The organism is Billgrantia lactosivorans (genome assembly GCF_003254665.1).
GTDB classification, from domain to species: Bacteria; Pseudomonadota; Gammaproteobacteria; order Pseudomonadales; family Halomonadaceae; genus Halomonas; species Halomonas lactosivorans.
The window spans coordinates 412,873-430,731 of sequence record NZ_QHGY01000002.1 but is presented as its reverse complement, the minus strand read 5'-3'; the positions used below and the strand labels follow the sequence as shown (position 1 = coordinate 430,731).

Sequence of the window (17,859 nt, the reverse complement as noted above, 5' to 3'; positions counted from 1 at the left end):
CTCCAGAGAGGGTGAAGGCATGACCAGAAGAATGGCAATTCAGGTGATCGCCTGCCACTTGAGCCCGCTGTCCTGGGCGGCGATGGTCAGGCGTGAGGCATCGCCGTCGAGCAGCGGCGCCAGCGCCTCGAGGGCGAGCTCGGGACGGTTGTTATGTTCGGAGAGGTGCGAACAGACGATGCGCTGCAGCCGGTCGAGGCCCAGGCGCTGGAGCAGCGCTGCCGCCTGACTGTTGGCCAGGTGCCCCCAGTTGCCGCCGACGCGACGCTTGAGCCGCGGCGGGTAGGGCCCGACCTCGAGCAGGTGGCGGTCGTGGTTGCACTCGAGGATCAGCGCGTCGCAACCACGGAACGCCTCGACGACATGGTCGGTCGGGTGCCCCAGGTCGGTCAATACGCCGAGATGTCGGCCGTGCGACTCGAAGCGGAACTGGACCGGCTCGCGAGCGTCGTGGGGTACCGTGAACGGGTCGATCACAAGGCTTTTCACCGCAAAGCGCGACTGCGGCGTGATCCAATGGCGGCAAGGCACCTCGCCCAGGCGACCGGAGAGCCAGGTACCCGGCGTGATATAGACCGGCACCGCGTGGCGCCGTGCCAGGGGGCCCACGCCGCGCAGGTGATCGCCATGTTCATGGGTCACCAGCACGGCGTCGAGCTGGCGCGGATGCAGGCCGAGACGCGCCAGGCGTCGTTCGGTCTCGCGCAGGCCGAAGCCGCAGTCGACCAGGACCGTGGTCTCGCCGTCGCTGACCAGGGTGGCGTTACCCTTGCTGCCGCTGCCGAGCGAGGCGAAGCGAAGCTTGCCCGTCTCCGGCAGCGGCACGCTGGCCTGCCCCTGCAGCATCAGCGCAGCAGGCCCGATACCCGCTCGAGCAGCTCGCGGGCGTCCTCTTCGGTGAAGCGCCGCTCGCTCTCGTTGACCGCACGCAGCGTGGTGCTCTCGGGGCCGTCGGACTCGAGCACCAGGCGAATCTCCTGGGGCATCTGGCGCACGTCGGGACTCAGGATGATCTGCAGCATGCCCCGGCCTCGCTCGGAGACGGTCATGTAGCTGACCAGGAAATCGTGCCGCTCGGGATTCTGCTCAAGCAGCTCGCGCCGGTTCTCCACGCTGAAGTCGGCCTCGAGCTGATGATTCAGCTCGGCCCAGACGCGGTCGATCTCGAGCGGAATGCGCACGACCCATTCGCCGCTGTCGACCTGCTCCAGGCGCAGGCGATCCTCGCGGGAGATCTGCTGCCCCGCCAGCGATGCGGCGCTGGCGCTCTCGCTGCGCGCGCTGAAGTGCTGCTCCAGTGCATCGAGGCAGGCCGCCACCGGCTGCCCGTTCTGGTCGCAGCGAATCTCGCTGTCACCGGCACGCAGCCCCTGGCGCACGCTCAGGCGCCCCTGGGCCGTCTCCATCACGCCGCGGGAGTCGTCGCTGGACTGGACCTGCAAGCCGCGCGCGCGGGCGAAGTCCTGCAGCTGCGGCCAGACCATACCCGGGTCGGCGCCGACCACCAGCCAGCGGTCGCTGCCCACCTCACGACGCTCGACGAACTCGCGCTCCACCGCGCCTCCCGAGGCCAGGCGCTCCGGGCTCGGCGCTTCGAAGCCGTCGTCGCCCCGGTTCAGCGAGCCGCTGGCTTCCGGTACCGGCATGGCATCACGATAGCGCTGCTCGTTGCGCCCCTGCGGCAGCACCAGGGGCGCACTGCGCTCGGCCTCCACATAGTCGATGTTGCGATCGTCGTAGAAGCCTTCGCGGGCGCAGCCAGCGGTGGCCAGGGCAGCAACCGCCACCAGCGGCATCCATTTCAGCGCAGAATTCATGCATTCACCTTGCAGTCAGAGTATCGGGGCGGTGGAAGCGTTACGCACCGCCTCAATCGTCGATTACGCCGGCCAGTTGCAGCGCCTCGTCCACCGTCGCGTGGTACTTGCCGGAGAGCCAGGTGAGCGGCAGGCGAATGCCCTGCTCGATCATGCCCATGCGGTGCAGCGCCCACTTGACCGGAATCGGATTGGACTCGATGCCGAGGTTGGTATGCAGCGGCATCAGCCGGGTGTTGATCTGGTGAGCGCGATCGGCGTCACCGGCGACCGCGGCGACGCACAGCTCGTGCATGGCCTTGGGCGCCACGTTGGCGGTGACCGAGATGTCGCCGTGGCCGCCCATCAGCATGAACTCGCAGGCCGTGCCGTCGTCACCGGAGTAGAGCATGAAGCCGCTGCCCTTGAGCCGGGCGATGAGGTCCTCGGCGCGCTCCAGGTTGCCGGTGGCATCCTTGAGCCCGACGATGTTGTCGACCTCGGCCAGGCGCAGCACGGTTTCGTTGTAGAGGTCGGAACAGGTGCGGCCGGGCACGTTGTAAAGGATCACCGGCAGGCGGCTACCCTCGGCCACCGCCTTGAAGTGGCGGTAGAGCCCCTCCTGAGTCGGCTTGTTGTAGTAGGGGCATACCGACAGGCAGTAGTCGGCCCCCACTTCGCTGGCGTAGCGCGCCAGCTCGACGGCTTCGGAGGTGGCGTTGGCGCCCGTGCCGGCGATGACCGGTATCCGGCCGTTGACCTCTTCCACCACGGCACGAATCACGTCGAAGTGCTCGGCGAAGGACATGGTGGTGGGCTCACCGGTGGTACCGGCCGCGACGATGCCGTCGGTACCGTTCTCCAGGTGGAAGTTCACCAAACGGCGCAACGCCTCCCAGTCGATATCGCCATTGGCCTTCATCGGCGTCGCCAGGGCGACGATACTGCCAGTGATCATCCTCTTTTCCTCTACGCAAAAGCCGCTCATGCCGCGCTCGGAGGTCGCTTCGCAGGACCGCGAGCAAAGGGTAAATGGTACTCAGGCGGCACAGGCCTGTACAGCACGGCCGACGCGCACTTTGACAGCACCCGCCGAGCTGCGTGTAATGATACGCCTTCCACCTCGTCAAGGAGCTTCCCAATGACACTCGCCATCGGTCAAGCCGTGCCCAATTTCAGCGCCACCGCCACCGGCGACCTCGCTGTCACGCTCTCCGAGCTCAAGGGCCGCCAGGTGGTGATCTACTTCTACCCCAAGGCCAGCACCCCCGGCTGCACCACCGAGGGCGGCGACTTCCGTGACCGCAAGGCGGATTTCGACGCGGCCAACACGGTGATCCTCGGCGTCTCCCGCGACGGCCTGCGTGCCCAGGAGAACTTCAAGGCCAAGCAGGCGTTCAATTTCGAGCTGATCTCCGACAAGGACGAGGCGATCTGCAAGCTGTTCGACGTCATCAAGTTGAAGAAGTTGTACGGCAAGGAGCACCTCGGCATCGAGCGCAGCACCTTCCTGATCGACGCCAATGGCAAGCTTGCCCGTGAGTGGCGCGGGGTCAAGGTCAAGGGACACGCCCAGGAAGTGCTCGAAGCCGCCCGGGCGCTGCACGCCTCCGACTGAGCCTCGACCGAGGCTCGCGCATCGCCCGGCTGGCTGCCGGGCGGTCCGTCACTCCTCGGCCTGGTGCTCAAGCTCGGCGGGCTGAAGCGAGTCGTGGTACTGCCTGATGCCCCTCGGCCAGGCATAGACCAGCGCCTTGAGCAGGGTCGCCAGGGGAATCGCGAAGAAGATGCCCCAGAAGCCCCACACCCCGCCGAAGAACAGCACCGCCAGGATGATCGAGACCGGATGCAGGTTGACCGCCTCGGAAAACAGGATCGGCACCAGCACGTTGCCGTCCAGCGCCTGGATCACGCCATAGGCGACGAGGACATAGACGAACTGGTCGCTCATGCCGAAATGGAAGCCCGCCACGGCGGCCACCGGCAGGGTCGCCACCGCCGCACCGATGTAGGGTACCAGCACCGAGAACCCCACCAGCACCGCCAACAGCGCCGAGTAGGGCAGGCCGAAGAAGGCGAAGGTGAAGAACGACACGGTGCCGACGATGATGATCTCTATGACCTTGCCGCGCACGTAGTTGGCGATCTGGGCGTCCATCTCCTGCCAGATCCGCGTCATCAGCGTGCGCTGCTGGGGCAGCAGGGACAGGGTGAAATCGACCAGTTGCTGGCGATCCTTGAGCAGGAAGAAGACCAGGATCGGTACCAGTACCAGATAGATGATCAGCGCCAGCATGTTGCCCAGCGACGCCAGCGAGAGGGTCAGCGCACGCTGGCCGACCTGGGTCAGTTCGCGTCCGGCCACGGCGATCCACTCCTGAACCTGGTCCGGCGTGACGAAGTTGGGATAGCGCGCCTGCAGGTCGTCCAGCCAGCGCTGGCCGCTGGCAACGATGCGCGGCGTCTCCTGGACCAGGCCCACCAGCTGGTTCCATATCAAGGGCATCAGGATGAAGGCCAGCGCCAGCAGCACGCCGATGAAGGCCAGGAACACCAGCGTCACGGCCAGCAGGTGAGGTACGCCGTGCCGGGTCAGGGCCGTGACCCCGCCCTGCAGCAGGAAGGCGATCACCAGGGCGGTGAAGAAAGGCGCCAGCATGCGCCCGAACAGGATCACCGCGGCGAAACCCAGCACCAGCAGCACCAGCAGGATCACCGCCTCCTCATCGGAAAAGTAGTGCTCGACCCAGCCCTTGAAGACCTGGCGCAGGGTCATGGAGTCGGCTCCTCGCCCTTGCGCAGCCAGTAGTGGTAGACCTCGCCCCGCTCTTCCCTGGCGATCAGCTCGTGGATGCTGTGATCGGCAAAGGTCTCGAAGTCGTGCCAGGAGCCGGCGTCGGTCGCCTGGATCTCGAGCACGTGGCCGGGTTGCAAACGAGCCAGCGCCTGCTTCGCCTTGAGCAGTGGCAGCGGGCACGGCAGGCCGCGGGCATCGAGCACATCATCTGGTTGCACTGCCATGTCGTCTCCCGGGAAAATAACGAACGCGCCTGTGCATGAAGAAGCAATTTCTTGCAGCACAGCGCAAAACCACTGAGATTTAAAGGCACTTTGCGGGCCGAATCAATGTCGGAAAGAGAACCGACCGCCGCTTCGAACGAGACTGGCACATGCTGCGCAAGACCCGAACCTGCCTGACCACCGGTGCCATCGCCCTGACCCTGGCCCTGGGCTCCCCGCCCCCGGCCGGCGCCACGGAAGACTACGGCCTGCCTAGCCTGACCGGCAACAGTCAGGCCATGACCGGCGAGGAATTCCGCCTGGGCCGCGCCTGGTTGCGCCAGTTCCGTGCCCGCGTATCCACCTGGCAGGACCCGATCGCGCAGGAGTATGTCGAATCGCTGGTATCGCGCCTGTTGCCGCACAGCGGACTCTCGGATACCGACACCGTGGTGACGCTGGTGGAGAATCGTGCCCTCAACGCCTTTGCCGTGCCCGGCGGCGTCATCGGTGTCAATGCCGGCCTGTTCGCCTTCGCCAGCGAGGAGGACGCCGTCGCCTCGGTGCTGGCCCATGAACTGGGGCACCTCTCCCAGCGCCACTATTCCCGTGGCCAGGCGCGCGCCGAGCAGACCCAGCTGCCGGCCATGGCGGCGATGCTGGCCGGCATGCTGATCGCCGCCAGCGGCGGCGGCGATGCCGGCATCGCCGCCGCCATGGGCTCCCAGGCTGCCTTCGTCCAGGATCAGCTGGCCTACTCGCGGCGCTTCGAGCAGGAGGCCGACCGCCTCGGCCTGCAGACCATGGCCCAGGCCGGTTTCGACCCCGATGCCATGGTCAGGATGTTTCGCGCCATGCAGCGCCAGGTGAGCCTGCAGGGTGGCAACCCCCCGGAGTTCCTGCTCACCCACCCGTTGACCGAGTCGCGCATCAGCGATGCCGAGTCGCGCGCAACGCAGCTCGAGCCCATGCGCCCGCGCGAGGGCGACCCGACCTATCATCTGGTCCGCGCCCGGGCACTGCTGGCGGTGAACCAACGCGACCCGCAGCAGGCCGCGACGCGCCTGGCGCAGGATGACACCCCGGCAGTGGCCAGGCGCTATCTCGATGCCCTGATCGCCGCCCACCAGGGCCAGACCGACACCGCCCTGAATCAGCTCGACGGCCTGGCGCGAGAGCTGCCCGACCTGGCCCTGCTGCCGGTCAGCGCCGCCGAGGTCGCCTTCGAGGCCGGCCGCTACGATGAAGCCATCGAGCGCAGCCGGCGCCTGCTGCGGCTGATGCCGGGCCACGTGCCGGCCACCCGCATCCTGGGCGAAGCCCTGCTGCAGCGCGACCCCGGCGAGGCCTATCGAATCCTGAACGAGCTCGCCAGCCGACGCTCCGAGGACCCGCAGATCTTCACCCTGCTCGCCGAAGCCGCCGGGCGCAGCGGCCGCGAGGCCTGGGGCCACCTGGCCCGTGCCGAGCAGATGCAGCTCACCGGGGAGATCGATCGCGCCATCCGCCAGCTCGACGTGGCCCGCCGAGTGGCGGAACAGAGCGGGGAGACCAACGCCCTGGCACGCATCGAGCAGCGCCGGGAGGATTTCGTCGGCTATCGCGAGACGATGGAGAAGTTCTAGCCTCGATACGGAGAGAAGCGGCATGGGAGCGATTTAGCCGGGACGCTGACGCAAACGAGCCGGGCAGCGTCAATCGACAGGGATGTCGATTGAGGACGTGCGCGTCTGCGACTGGCAAGAGGGACCTTGTTCCAGTCCGACGCGTCGCCCGGCTCGTGGAGCGTCAGGGTTTCATCACGGCGCAAGCGAGCATGCCTGCTTCGAATCCCTTTTCGATGACTACTTCTGAAAGTTGAGCATGCGCTCCAGCGGCTTGAGTGCCTTCAGGCGCAGCTCGGCGTCGACGACGATCTCGCCGCTGCCCTCGCGCAGGGCGCCGGCCAGGTTGTCCAGCGCGTTCATCGCCATCCACGGACAGTGGGCGCAGCTGCGACAGGTGGCGCCGTTGCCGGCGGTGGGTGCCTCGAACAGGGTCTTCTCGGGCACCATCTGCTGCATCTTGAAGAAGATGCCACGGTCGGTAGCAACGATCAGCTTGTCGTTCGGCAGCTCCTTGGCCGCCTTGATCAGCTGCGAGGTCGAGCCGGCCACGTCGGCCAACGCCACCACCGACGCCGGCGATTCCGGATGCACCAGCACGGCGGCGTCGGGGTAAAGCCCTTTGAGATCCTCGATCCCCTTGGCCTTGAACTCCTCGTGCACGATGCAGGCGCCGTCCCACAGCAGCATGTCGGCGCCGGTCTGCTGCTGGATGTAGCCGCCAAGGTGCTTGTCCGGGGCCCACAGGATCTTCTCGCCGCGTGCCTGCAGGTGCTCGATGACGTCCACCGCGATGGAAGAGGTCACCACCCAGTCGGCGCGCGCCTTCACCGCCGCCGAGGTGTTGGCGTAGACCACCACGGTACGGTCGGGATGCTGGTCGCAGAAGGCGCTGAATTCGTCTGCCGGGCAGCCGACGTCGAGCGAACAGGTCGCTTCCAGCGTCGGCATCAGCACGCGCTTCTCGGGCGACAGGATCTTGGCCGTCTCGCCCATGAAGCGCACGCCGGCCACCACCAGGGTATCGGCATCATGACGCGCGCCGAAGCGGGCCATTTCCAGCGAGTCGGCGACACAGCCACCGGTCTCCTCGGCCAGCTGCTGGATGGCGTCGTCAGTATAGTAATGGGCCACAAGCACCGCATTGTGCCGCTCGAGCAGACGCTTGATCTCGTCGATGCGAGCCTCGTCCTCGGCCGGAATACGGGTCGGGCAATAGGCGCGGGCGAGATGCTCGCGCACCTCGACGCGGGAAGTCATGATCGTCATCGTGTCTACCACCGTGACTGGCAGGGGCTCCCCCTGCGTGTACCGGGTGCATCGCCGACCGCACGCTCCGTACGGGCGATACGCCTGGGGCCGAAACGACGTCTCTCGCCAACTCGGCCCATCCCGTTATCTTACACCACATCGCGGCGTCCGTGGCTATACCGCAGCGCCGCCCCGGCCTGCCCGGACGCGACCCGAGGGTGTGTGCGGGCCGGGCCCCATAGCAGAACGCCCCCGCCTCTCAGGAGGCGGGGGCGTCGAATCTGGTGGGTCGTGTAGGATTCGAACCTACGACCAATTGGTTAAAAGCCAACTGCTCTACCAACTGAGCTAACGACCCTTCCGAACGGGTGCAGATATTACTGATCGCACCCTTGGCTGGCAAGGACTTTTTGACTTTCGTCCTGCCTGCCTTCGCTATCTGCCCTTGGAATTCCTGGGCTTGCGCATCGCCTGAACCGGGCGACGCTTGTGCTTGTCCCGGCTCCAGCGGTTCTTCTCGTCCGGCGTCAGCTCGGGAACCTTGCGCGGCGCCAGGCCGGCGGACTGCGCCAGGTCGTCGATCTCGTCCTGGGAGAGTTCCACCCATTCCCCTGCCTTGGCACGCTTGTCGAGGAAGATGTTGCCGTAACGCACCCGCTTGAGCCGGCTCACCGTCAGCCCCTGGGACTCCCACAGGCGACGCACCTCGCGATTGCGTCCCTCCATGATCACCACGTGGAACCAGGTGTTGATGCCCTCGCCACCGAACTCCTGCACGTCGGTGAAGCGCGCCGGGCCGTCCTCGAGCATCACGCCCTCGACCATGGCCACGATGTGCTCCTTGCGCACCTCCCCCATCACCCGCACGGCATACTCCCGCTCGATCTGGGTGGAGGGGTGCATCAGGCGGTTGGCCAGTTCGCCGTCGGTGGTGAACAGCAACAGTCCGCTGGTGTTGATGTCGAGGCGGCCGATGGCGATCCAGCGCTCGCCCTTGAGGCGCGGCAGGCGCTCGAACACGGTACGCCGCCCCTCCGGGTCCTTGCGCGTGCACAGCTCGCCTTCCGGCTTGTTGTACATGATCACCCGACGCGGCGTCTCCTCGGCGCCACGCAGGGTCACGGGGCGGTCGTCGAAGGCGACCCGGTCGCGCATCTCGATGCGGTCGCCCAGGGTGGCAACCTTGCCGTTGACCTTGACGCGACCGGCCTCGATGGCCGCTTCCATCTCGCGGCGCGAGCCCAGCCCGGCCCGGGCCAGGACCTTCTGCAGTTTTTCGGTGTTGCTCGTCATGTGTCGTCAGACTTCTCGTCGTCGGTGGATTCCGCCCCCGCACCGCCGTCATCGTCGACGCTGGTGCGGGCACGTTCGGCCAGGCGCGCTTCGAGATCGGCGAAGCTCAGCCCTGGCCTGTCGGACGCCTTCCCGGCGTGTGCTACGTCGGCCGTCCCGGCCGTCGTGTCGGCATGCGGCGCATGCCCCTGTTCCGGCGCCTCATCGCACTCCGACGCCTCATCGAATTCCGGCGCCGCCTCGCCGTCGTCGTCCTCCGCGTCGTCCTGCGTCAGCAGGGTGCTGGGCGGCGGCGGGGCCTCGTCCTCGAAGATCGGCTCCGCCATGCCCTTGAGCTCGTGCATGGGCGGCAGCTCGTCCAGGGTCTTGAGGCCGAAATCATCCAGGAACTGGCGGGTGGTGGCATAGACCGCGGGGCGCCCCGGCACGTCGCGATGGCCGACCACGCGGATCCAGCCGCGTTCGGCCAGGGTGCGCATGATCGAGCTGCTCACCGCCACCCCGCGCACCTCCTCGATATCGCCGCGGGTCACCGGCTGACGATAGGCGATCAGCGCCAGGGTCTCCAGCAGCGCCCGCGAGTAGCGCTGCGGTCGCTCGTCCCACAGCCGCGAGACCCAGGGCGACAGGCGCGGACGAATGCGCAGCTGGTAGCCCGAGGCGGTCTCGATCAGCTCCATGGCGCCGCGATCGTGACGCGCCGCCACACGTTCCAGGGCCTCGCGCAGGCTGCGACGCCGGGGCCGCTCGTGGTCGTCGAACAGCGCCTCGAGCCGCTCCAGCGACAGCGGCTCGGCCGCCGCCAGCAGCGCCGCCTCGAGGATCTCGTCGAGGATGTCGGGCAGCTCCATGGCGGTCATTCGGTGTCCTCCCCCCGGGCCAGGCCCTGCTCCCCGGCCAGCGGCGCTTCGACGAAGGGTTCCTCGGCGAAGGGACTTTCGACATCGACACCGTCGTCGTCGCCATAGGCCTCCTCCCCCTCCTCGCGTGGTGCCCGGGCGCGCACGTGGATCGGCGACAGCGGCGCGTTCTGCACGATCTCGATCATCGCCTCCTTAGCCAGCTCGAGGATGGCCATGAAGGTAACGATGACGCCGGCGCGTCCCTCCTCGAGGGTGAACAGCGCCTCGAACGGCGTGTAGTGCTCATGGTCGAGCCGCGCCATGATCGCCAGCATGCGTTCGCGGGTGGAGAGTACCTCGCGCCCCACCTGGTGCGCCTGGTTGAGTTCGGCGCGACGCAGGATGCCGGCCAGCGCACCGAGCAGCTCGTCGAGCTCGACGTCGGGGTGGATCACCCGCGCCTGCAGCGGCGGCAGCGCCGCCCGCGCCGGGAACCAGTCGCGCCCCACCCGCGGCAGCTCGGCCAGCGCCTCGGCGGCACTCTTGAGCTGCTCGTACTCCTGCAGGCGGCGGATCAGCTCGGCGCGCGGGTCGTCCTCGTCGTCCTCACCGCCCTCCCGGGGCGGGCGCGGCAGCAGGGTGCGCGACTTGATCTCGGCCAGCATCGCCGCCATCAGCAGGTACTCGCCGGCGAGCTCGATCTCCATCGCCTTCATCAGCTCGACGTACTCGATGTACTGGCGGGTGATGGCGGCCACGTCGATGGCCAGGATGTCGAGGTTCTGGCGGCGGATCAGGTAGAGCAGCAGGTCGAGCGGGCCCTCGAAGGCCTCGAGGAAGATGCGCAGCGCTTCCGGCGGGATGTAGAGATCCTCGGGCAGCTCGGTGATCGGCTCGTCGAACAGCCGCGCCAGCACCGCTGACTGGCTCTCGGCGTCGCTCGCGACCGGCGGCTCGGCAACTGCCGTGGGGGGCGTCTCGCTCACGCGGGGCTGGCCTCTCGGGAATGCTCGATCAACGGGCCAGTCTAGCAAGTTGGCGCAGTGAGAAACAGCGTTTCCGCCAACGCGGCGCTCCCCTCTACTCCGCGGTTTCCGCCCTGCGGTAGCGCCCGGCATAGTCGAACAGCTTCTCGCGCACCTGCCAGTGACGCCCCACCTTGCGCCCCACCACGAAGTCGGGATGGCGCAGGCGCCGGTGCTCGTCGACGACCTCCTGCGCGCTGCTCGGCCGCCAGCGGCTGCCCGGCGCGCGCAGGTGGACGCGCAGGAACACCGCAGCGAAGGCGGCACGCTGGGCCGGGGTCTCCAGCGCAAACCACTCGGACAACGTGGTGCCGTCCTCGTCGTGATAGGTGACCTTGAGCCGCGGCAGCCCGCGGCCGTTGACGGTGGCCTCGAGCTGCATGCCGGCCACCCGCAGCACGCGGGCATCCCGAAGGCGCAGCGCCTCCTTGAGCTTGTCGTCGGCATCCACCAGCAGGGTCTGGCAGCCGTGACAGCGCCGCGCGGCGATATCGTTCTCGGCGCCGCAGTCGCCACACACCTTGAAGCGGAAGCGAAAGTCGCACTGCCGACGCCTGCCCGATTCGTCTTCGACCAAGCCCTGACAGCGGCGGCCGAAGTGCTCGATGACGAGCTCCCCCTCCTTGCGACCCCAGAACAGGTTGGCATGCCCGCAGGCGGGACACTCGACCTGCACCGGCTCGGTGTCCGAGGCCGGCCGCGGGCTACCCACCTCAGGCGCGTAGAGATCCCAGGGGTTGCCGGCGTAGTCGAGGACCAGGCAATCGCGCTTGCCCGGCGCGGGGCGCAAGCCGCGGCCGACGATCTGCTGGTAGAGGCTGACCGACTCGGTGGGGCGCAGGATCGCGATCAGGTCGACGTGGGGTGCGTCGAAGCCGGTGGTGAGCACCGCCACGTTGACCAGGTACTTGAGTTCGCGGGACTTGAAGGCGGCGATGAGGCGCTCGCGCTCGCGCGATGGCGTCGCACCAGTGATCAGCGCCGCCTCGGCCGGCGGCAGGTAGCCGAGGATCTCCTCGGCGTGGGCCACCGTGGCAGCGAACACCATCACGCCCCGGCGCTCGCTGGCGCGCTCGACGATCTCGGCGACGATGCCCGGCGTGGCACGGTTGCCCGCCACCACCCGGTTGAGCTCCTCCTCGCGAAACAGGCCGCCCGCGGCAGGGGCGAGCCGCGAGAAGTCGTAGCGTTCGACGGCGGCGTCCACGCGCCTTGGCTCGGCCAGGTAGCCCTGCCTGACCATCAGCCGCAGCGGCTGCTCGAACACGCAGTCGCGAAAGAAGCAGTCCTCTTCGCCGCGCACCATGCCGTGGTGATGTCGATGGTAGATGAAGCCCTGGCCCAGGCGGTATGGCGTGGCGGTCAGCCCCAGCACCTTGAGCCGGGGATTGGCCCGCTTGAGCGCGTCGATGACGCGGCGGTAGCTGGCGTCCTTGTCCGGCGTGACACGGTGGCATTCGTCGATCACCAGCAGGGTGAAATTGCCGTCGTCGAAGCGCGCCAGGTGGCGCACTACCGACTGCACCGAACCGAACACCACCTGGCGCGCGCTCTCCTTGCGCCCCAGCCCGGCGCTGAAGATGTCGGCCTCGAGGCCGTAGGCCAGGTACTTGGCGTGGTTCTGCTCCACCAGCTCGCGCACGTGGGCCAGCACCAGCACCCGCCCGCGTGCCAGGCGTGCCAGCTCGGCGATCACCAGCGACTTGCCGCTGCCGGTGGGCAGCACCACCACCGCCGGCTCGTCGCCGGCGCGGAAGTGTTCCACCACGCGTGCCACGGCCTGCTGCTGGTAAGGGCGCAGCGTCGCAGCGGTCGGCTTGGTTTCGGGTGCGGTTCTCATGGGCAGGCAGCCAGCGATCGTCGGCCGGCCATGTTACCCGTCCCGGCGCCCAGCGTCAGGTGAGGCGCGGCTCGCACCCGGCCATCCGGGGCGCTCGGGTCGGGACAGGATCGCGGCCATGTCGAGGCCGGCGCAGAAACTCTCGCCCTCCCCCACGAGTACTACGGCGCGCAGCCCTGCCAGCTCGCACGGGCGTCGCTCGGCTGCGTGCAGGGCGTCGTTCATCGCCCAGTCGAGGCCGTGGTGCTCGGCGGTCGCGCCCGGGCGACCACGGCCACCTGGTCCTGAAACGTAAGTGTCACTCGCTCATGAAAAACTTGCGTCGTCATCGCGGCCGCCTCGTCACCTTATCCAGCGCAGTCTGGCGCGAAGACTACAGTTGTCAAACATTCGTTTCTTTTTGCTTCGATGGTTTCTTCCGCGCTTCGTCTATAGTGAAGGTTCAGTGCCGTGTCGGACGAGGCCACCTCAGGGCAACGGGGAAGCAGTGTGGTTTTCGTCATACCGGTGGATGGAATCACTGGTTCATCAGACCTAAATATCGCAGAACTTGATGAAGGTCATGCAAACCGGGGGCATTGTCCGAGCATCATGAAAAGCCGCAGGCGATGCGGGGAAGCGGCTGACGCTCGGCCTTCGAAAAAGAGGACACTGCCATGCCAGAAAAACCAACAAGGATCACCAGGCTGGCCCTGGTGCTGGATGAGCTGTTGACACTCGCCGAGGCGCACGAACGCGCCGAGGTGGCGCGCTACCGACGACTCGCCTTCAGCTTCCTGCCCTACGACACTGCCGTGAGCCGGCTGATGGCCTCGCTCGGTATCCAGTGCGAAATGCGAGTCGAGGAGCTGCAACGCGTCTCGCGCCAGTTGAACCTCTCGGAATCCTCTTCCCCCCAGGCACAACTGAACGCCAACCCGGGCCCACCTTTCTTCGTCAACTCCCCGGTGATGGCCTTCGACGTACTGACCCAGGCGGTGACCGACGCGGGCTACTCGCTGCATTTCCACGAGCACCTGCGCGATGCCAGCACCGTGCCGGCGCTCTACCCCGCCTTGACGGCGGTCATCAAGCAGAAGCGGGCCGAATACGCCGTGCTCGAGGGCTTCCTCGCTTCACGCAGCGGACTGACCCAGATGGAGCAGCGCGCCTGAGGGCGACGTCTTCGCCGACCAGCAGCGTCACGCAGCGGCAGGGATGAGCCAAGACAGCATGAAACGAAGAGGCGGCCCGCACGGGCCGCCTCTTTCATTTCCCCCGCGCCGCGTCAGCCTAGCCACACGCGGGCGTTGCGGAACAGCCGCATCCAGGAACCGTCCTGGCGCCACTCCGCGGGGCGCCAGGAATTGGTCACCGCGCGCACCACTCGCTCCGGGTGGGGCATCATGATGGTGACGCGTCCGTCGGGGGTGGTCAGGCCGGTGATGCCGGAGGGCGAGCCGTTGGGGTTGGCCGGGTAGTGGGTGGTCACCTGGCCATAATTGTCGACGTAGCGCAGGGCGACCTGGGCGCTGCCCTGCATGCCGCGCAGGTGGGCGCTGTCGCGGAACTCGGCGCGACCCTCGCCGTGGGCCACGGCGATCGGCAGCCGCGACCCCGCCATGCCGGAAAGCAGGATCGAGGGGCTCTGTTCCACCTGGACCATGGCGACGCGGGCCTCGAACTGCTCGGACTCGTTGCGCACGAAGCGCGGCCAGTTCTCGGCGCCGGGAATCAACTCCTTGAGCTGGGCGAACATCTGGCAGCCGTTGCAAACGCCGAGGCCGAAGCTGTCGTCGCGCGCGAAGAAGGCCGCAAACTGCTCCCGGGCACGGGGATTGAACAGCACCGACTTCGCCCAGCCGCCGCCGGCGCCGAGCACATCGCCGTAGGAGAAGCCGCCGCAGGCCACCAGCCCCTTGAAGCCGCCGAGATCGACGCGCCCCTCGAGGATGTCGCTCATGTGCACGTCCACCGCCTCGAAGCCGGCGTGGTCGAAGGCCCAGGCCATTTCCAGATGGCCGTTGACCCCCTGTTCCCGCAGGATGGCGACCGCCGGCCGCGCCGCATGGACGAACGGCGCGGCGATGTCCTCGTCGACCTCGAAGGTGGGACTGGCCGAGAGCCCTGGGTCGCGGCCATCGAGCAGCCCGTCGAACTCGCTCTTGGCGCAGTCGGGGTTGTCACGCAGCGCCTGCATGCGGTAGCTGGTCTCGGCCCAGGTGCGCTGGGTCAGCATCCGGGTGGTCTCCAGCAGCGGCTCCTCGAACAGGGTCACCCGCACCTGGTCGTCGTAGCGCGGCCGGGCGATCACGCCGCAGGTCTCGATGCCGGCCGCGGCGAACTGGGCCAGCACCTCCTCGGTATGCTGTCGATTGACCTGGATCACCGCGCCGAGCTCTTCGGCGAACAGGACATCGACCGCCTGGGCCGGTTCGTCGATCAGCCAGTCGAGCTTGATCTCGAGACCGGCACGCGCGGCGAATGCCATCTCCAGCAGCGTGACCAGCAGGCCGCCGTCGCTGCGGTCGTGGTAGGCGAGCAGCTTGCCGTCGGCATTGAGGCCCTGGATCACGGCGAAGAAGGCCCTGAGGTCCTCGGGGTCGTCGAGGTCGGGGCACTCGTTGCCGAGCTGGCCGTAAACCTGCGCCAAGGCCGAGCCGCCCAGGCGGTTCTTGCCGCCGCCCAGGTCGATCAGGATCAGGTCGGACTCGTCCTGGTCGAGATTGATCTGCGGCGTGAGTGTCTTCAGCGCATCGGTCACCGGGGCGAAGCCGGTGATCACCAGCGACAGCGGCGCGGTAACGCTCTTCTCGTCGTCCCCTTCCTGCCAGGCGGTGCGCATGGACATGGAGTCCTTGCCCACCGGGATGGCGATGCCGAGCCGGGGGCAGAGCTCCATGCCCACCGCATGGACGGCGTCGTACAGCGCCTGGTTCTCGCCGACGTGGTCGGCGGCGCTCATCCAGTTGGCCGAGAGCTTGATGTCGCCAAGCTTGGCGATGGGCGCGGCCGCCAGGTTGGTGATGGTCTCGGCCACCGCCAGCCGGGCGCTCGCCGCCGGGTCGATCAATGCCACCGGCGGGCGCTCGCCCATGGCCATCGCCTCGCCGGCGTGGGTGTCGAAGCTCGCCGTGGTGACGGCGACGTCCGCCACCGGCACCTGCCACGGGCCGACCATCTGGTCGCGGGCCACCATGCCGGTGATGGAGCGGTCGCCGATGGTGATCAGAAAGCTCTTGGAGGCCACCGTGGGCAGGCGCAGCACCCTCTCCATCGCCTCGCGCAGGTCGAGGTTGTCGAGCATCACGCCGGGCAGCTCCAGCGACTCGCGCTGGAATTCACGCTGCATCCTGGGCGGCTTGCCGAACAGCACGCTCATCGGCAGGTCGACCGGCTTCGCGTCGAAGTGGCCGTCGCGCACCTCCAGATGATGCGCCTCGGTGGCCTCGCCCACCACCGCGTAGGGGCAGCGCTCCCGGGCGCACAGCGCATCGAAGGTATCGAGATCCTCCGGCGCCACCGCCAGCACGTAGCGCTCCTGGGCCTCGTTGCACCAGATCTCCAGCGGGCTCATGCCGGGTTCGGCATTGGGCACCGCGCGCAGCTCGAAGCGACCGCCACGGCCGCCGTCCTTGACCAGTTCGGGCAGGGCGTTGGAGAGCCCGCCGGCGCCCACGTCGTGGAAGAAGCGGATGGGATTGGCCTCGCCCAGCGCCCAGCAGCGGTCGATGACCTCCTGGGCGCGACGCTCCATTTCGGGGTTCTCGCGCTGCACCGAGGCGAAGTCGAGGTCGGCGCTGGAGGCACCAGAGGCCATCGACGAGGCCGCCCCGCCGCCCAGGCCGATCAGCATGGCCGGCCCGCCCATCACGATCAGCTTGCCGCCGACGGGGATCTCGCCCTTCTGCACATGGCCGGCGCGGATGTTGCCGTAGCCACCGGCGATCATGATCGGCTTGTGGTAGCCGCGCCGCTCGATGCCACCCGCCCCCAGGGAGTCCTGCTCGTAGGTGCGGAAGTAGCCGGCGAGGTTGGGACGGCCGAACTCGTTATTGAACGAGGCCCCGCCGATGGGCCCCTCGAGCATGATCGCAAGCGCCGACTGCATGCGCTCGGGCTTGCCGTAGTCGAACGCCTCCCAGGGCTGCACGAACTCGGGGATGCGCAGATTGGAGACGGCAAAGCCGGTGAGGCCGGCCTTGGGCTTGCCGCCGATGCCGGTGGCCCCCTCGTCGCGAATCTCGCCTCCGGCGCCGGTGGCCGCCCCGGGGTAAGGCGCGATCGCCGTGGGGTGGTTGTGGGTCTCCACCTTCATCAGGATGTGGATCGGCTCGCGCTGCGCGGCGTAGACGGCGCGCGCCGCGGCCCTGCCGGTCAGCGGCGCGGCGAAGAAGCGCCCCGCCGAGGCCCCCTCGATCACCGCGGCATTGTCGCTGTAGGCCGAGAGAATGTTCCCGGGCGACGCCTGGTAGGTGTTCTTGATCATCTTGAACAGCGAGTGCGTCTGCGGCTCGCCGTCGATCACCCAGTCGGCGTTGAAGATCTTGTGCCGGCAGTGCTCGGAGTTGGCCTGGGCGAACATCATCAGTTCGACGTCGGTGGGGTTGCGCGCAAGCTCCCGGAAGGCCTCGACCAGGTAATCGATCTCGTCCTCGGCCAGGGCCAGGCCCAGGGCGAGGTTGGCTTCCTCCAGCGCCGCCCGGCCGCCTTCCAGCACATCCACCTGCCCCAGCGGGGCCGGGGCGTGGTGGGCGAACAGCCGGGCGGCATCGGAGGCGTCGGTCAGCACGCTTTCGGTCATGCGGTCGTGGAGGGTCTCGCGAATCGCCATGAAGGCGGCCTCGGACATCGGCGCCTTGAGCGTCACGCGATAGGCGATGCCCCGCTCGATCCGGCGCACCTGGCCCAGCCCGCAGTTGCGGGCGATGTCGGTGGCCTTGGACGACCACGGCGACTGGGTACCGATGCGCGGCACCACCAGGAACAGCTGCCCTTCGCCCTCCCCTCCTCCTCGGGCGTCGTCGCTCCCGCTCCTGCTGCCGTAGTCGAGCAGCTGGCCGAGGAGGTCTTGCGCCTCGTCTGAGAATTCCGCGTCGTGATCCACGAAATGCACGTAGGCGGCGTGCAGGGACTCGACCTCGGGAACCCGTGCGCGCAGGGCAGCCAGCAGCTTGTCGTGACGGAAAGCGGAAAGGGCAGGCGCGCCTCGAAGTTCGAGCATGTCTT

The 17,859-nt window shown here is 67.9% G+C and carries 14 protein-coding genes and 1 tRNA gene; 3 read left to right on the top strand and 12 right to left on the bottom strand.

Annotated elements, in window-relative coordinates; translation table 11 throughout:
• Window positions 1-39 precede the first annotated feature (39 nt).
• The 3 genes from DIS04_RS07670 to dapA are packed head-to-tail and all read right to left on the bottom strand — an operon-like array spanning window position 40 to window position 2,754.
• The gene (locus DIS04_RS07670; RefSeq protein ID WP_111413178.1) at window positions 40-846 is read right to left on the bottom strand and encodes an MBL fold metallo-hydrolase; all 807 of its coding nucleotides are present in this window, start codon (window positions 844-846) and stop codon (window positions 40-42) included.
• Window positions 846-1,817 (bottom strand): lipoprotein, NlpB, encoded by a 972-nt coding sequence (locus DIS04_RS07665; protein ID WP_245904518.1) that lies wholly within the window; start codon window positions 1,815-1,817, stop codon window positions 846-848. Before DIS04_RS07665 ends, DIS04_RS07670 begins: the two co-directional genes overlap by 1 nt.
• Before the next feature lie 52 nt (window positions 1,818-1,869).
• Window positions 1,870-2,754 carry a 4-hydroxy-tetrahydrodipicolinate synthase gene (gene dapA, locus DIS04_RS07660; protein WP_111413176.1) on the bottom strand — a complete coding sequence of 295 codons (885 nt, stop codon included), beginning with the start codon at window positions 2,752-2,754 and terminating at the stop codon, window positions 1,870-1,872.
• Between the two features lie 183 nt (window positions 2,755-2,937).
• Between dapA and DIS04_RS07655 the strand changes: the two genes are divergently transcribed.
• Entirely contained in the window at window positions 2,938-3,414 is a 477-nt protein-coding gene (locus tag DIS04_RS07655) for a peroxiredoxin (protein WP_111413175.1), read from the top strand.
• A gap of 48 nt (window positions 3,415-3,462) precedes the next feature.
• Here the strand turns inward: DIS04_RS07655 and DIS04_RS07650 are convergent, their stop codons facing one another.
• Both DIS04_RS07650 and DIS04_RS07645 read right to left on the bottom strand, forming a co-directional pair.
• Window positions 3,463-4,572: an AI-2E family transporter gene (locus DIS04_RS07650; RefSeq protein ID WP_111413174.1), complete on the bottom strand. Its 1,110-nt coding sequence runs from the start codon at window positions 4,570-4,572 to the stop codon at window positions 3,463-3,465.
• A complete protein-coding gene (locus tag DIS04_RS07645; RefSeq protein ID WP_111413173.1) occupies window positions 4,569-4,817 on the bottom strand; it encodes a sulfurtransferase TusA family protein in 249 nt (82 codons plus the stop codon). Before DIS04_RS07645 ends, DIS04_RS07650 begins: the two co-directional genes overlap by 4 nt.
• Before the next feature lie 149 nt (window positions 4,818-4,966).
• On the opposite strand from DIS04_RS07645, the gene DIS04_RS07640 reads away from it, so the two are divergent.
• Complete coding sequence (locus DIS04_RS07640; protein WP_111413172.1) at window positions 4,967-6,421, top strand: M48 family metalloprotease; 1,455 nt, start codon at window positions 4,967-4,969, stop codon at window positions 6,419-6,421.
• A gap of 219 nt (window positions 6,422-6,640) precedes the next feature.
• On the opposite strand, the gene nadA is transcribed toward DIS04_RS07640, so the two are convergent.
• From nadA to radD, 6 genes are all read right to left on the bottom strand, one after another.
• A complete protein-coding gene (nadA, locus tag DIS04_RS07635) occupies window positions 6,641-7,669 on the bottom strand; it encodes a quinolinate synthase NadA (protein WP_111413171.1) in 1,029 nt (342 codons plus the stop codon).
• A gap of 264 nt (window positions 7,670-7,933) precedes the next feature.
• Window positions 7,934-8,009 (bottom strand) — tRNA-Lys (locus DIS04_RS07630).
• A 77-nt stretch (window positions 8,010-8,086) separates the two neighbouring features.
• On the bottom strand, window positions 8,087-8,944 hold the full coding sequence (gene rluB, locus DIS04_RS07625) for a 23S rRNA pseudouridine(2605) synthase RluB (RefSeq protein ID WP_111413170.1): 858 nt from the start codon (window positions 8,942-8,944) through the stop codon (window positions 8,087-8,089).
• Complete coding sequence (scpB, locus tag DIS04_RS07620) at window positions 8,941-9,804, bottom strand: SMC-Scp complex subunit ScpB (RefSeq protein ID WP_111413169.1); 864 nt, start codon at window positions 9,802-9,804, stop codon at window positions 8,941-8,943. Before scpB ends, rluB begins: the two co-directional genes overlap by 4 nt.
• On the bottom strand, window positions 9,801-10,772 hold the full coding sequence (locus tag DIS04_RS07615; RefSeq protein ID WP_111413168.1) for a segregation and condensation protein A: 972 nt from the start codon (window positions 10,770-10,772) through the stop codon (window positions 9,801-9,803). The genes scpB and DIS04_RS07615 overlap by 4 nt, the downstream gene beginning before the upstream one ends.
• 94 nt (window positions 10,773-10,866) lie before the next feature.
• Window positions 10,867-12,651, bottom strand: coding sequence for a DNA repair helicase RadD (radD, locus tag DIS04_RS07610; protein ID WP_111413167.1), 1,785 nt, complete (start codon window positions 12,649-12,651; stop codon window positions 10,867-10,869).
• A gap of 656 nt (window positions 12,652-13,307) precedes the next feature.
• Between radD and DIS04_RS07600 the strand changes: the two genes are divergently transcribed.
• Window positions 13,308-13,805, top strand: coding sequence for a hypothetical protein (locus tag DIS04_RS07600; protein ID WP_162623038.1), 498 nt, complete (start codon window positions 13,308-13,310; stop codon window positions 13,803-13,805).
• Between the two features lie 113 nt (window positions 13,806-13,918).
• Here the strand turns inward: DIS04_RS07600 and purL are convergent, their stop codons facing one another.
• On the bottom strand, window positions 13,919-17,854 hold the full coding sequence (gene purL, locus DIS04_RS07595; protein ID WP_111413165.1) for a phosphoribosylformylglycinamidine synthase: 3,936 nt from the start codon (window positions 17,852-17,854) through the stop codon (window positions 13,919-13,921).
• Between the last annotated feature and the right edge of the window lie 5 nt (window positions 17,855-17,859).

Excerpts from the sequence above, each read along its gene's own strand:
- rluB (WP_111413170.1), bottom strand. The coding sequence starts at position 8,944 with ATGACGAGCAACACCGAAAAACTGCAGAAGGTCCTGGCCCGGGCCGGG.
- scpB (WP_111413169.1), bottom strand. The coding sequence starts at position 9,804 with ATGACCGCCATGGAGCTGCCCGACATCCTCGACGAGATCCTCGAGGCG.
- DIS04_RS07665 (WP_245904518.1), bottom strand. The coding sequence starts at position 1,817 with ATGAATTCTGCGCTGAAATGGATGCCGCTGGTGGCGGTTGCTGCCCTG.
- DIS04_RS07670 (WP_111413178.1), bottom strand. The coding sequence starts at position 846 with ATGCTGCAGGGGCAGGCCAGCGTGCCGCTGCCGGAGACGGGCAAGCTT.
- dapA (WP_111413176.1), bottom strand. The coding sequence starts at position 2,754 with ATGATCACTGGCAGTATCGTCGCCCTGGCGACGCCGATGAAGGCCAAT.
- DIS04_RS07640 (WP_111413172.1), top strand. The coding sequence starts at position 4,967 with ATGCTGCGCAAGACCCGAACCTGCCTGACCACCGGTGCCATCGCCCTG.
- DIS04_RS07655 (WP_111413175.1), top strand. The coding sequence starts at position 2,938 with ATGACACTCGCCATCGGTCAAGCCGTGCCCAATTTCAGCGCCACCGCC.
- DIS04_RS07600 (WP_162623038.1), top strand. The coding sequence starts at position 13,308 with ATGCCAGAAAAACCAACAAGGATCACCAGGCTGGCCCTGGTGCTGGAT.
- DIS04_RS07650 (WP_111413174.1), bottom strand. The coding sequence starts at position 4,572 with ATGACCCTGCGCCAGGTCTTCAAGGGCTGGGTCGAGCACTACTTTTCC.
- nadA (WP_111413171.1), bottom strand. The coding sequence starts at position 7,669 with ATGACGATCATGACTTCCCGCGTCGAGGTGCGCGAGCATCTCGCCCGC.
- DIS04_RS07645 (WP_111413173.1), bottom strand. The coding sequence starts at position 4,817 with ATGGCAGTGCAACCAGATGATGTGCTCGATGCCCGCGGCCTGCCGTGC.
- purL (WP_111413165.1), bottom strand. The coding sequence starts at position 17,854 with ATGCTCGAACTTCGAGGCGCGCCTGCCCTTTCCGCTTTCCGTCACGAC.
- radD (WP_111413167.1), bottom strand. The coding sequence starts at position 12,651 with ATGAGAACCGCACCCGAAACCAAGCCGACCGCTGCGACGCTGCGCCCT.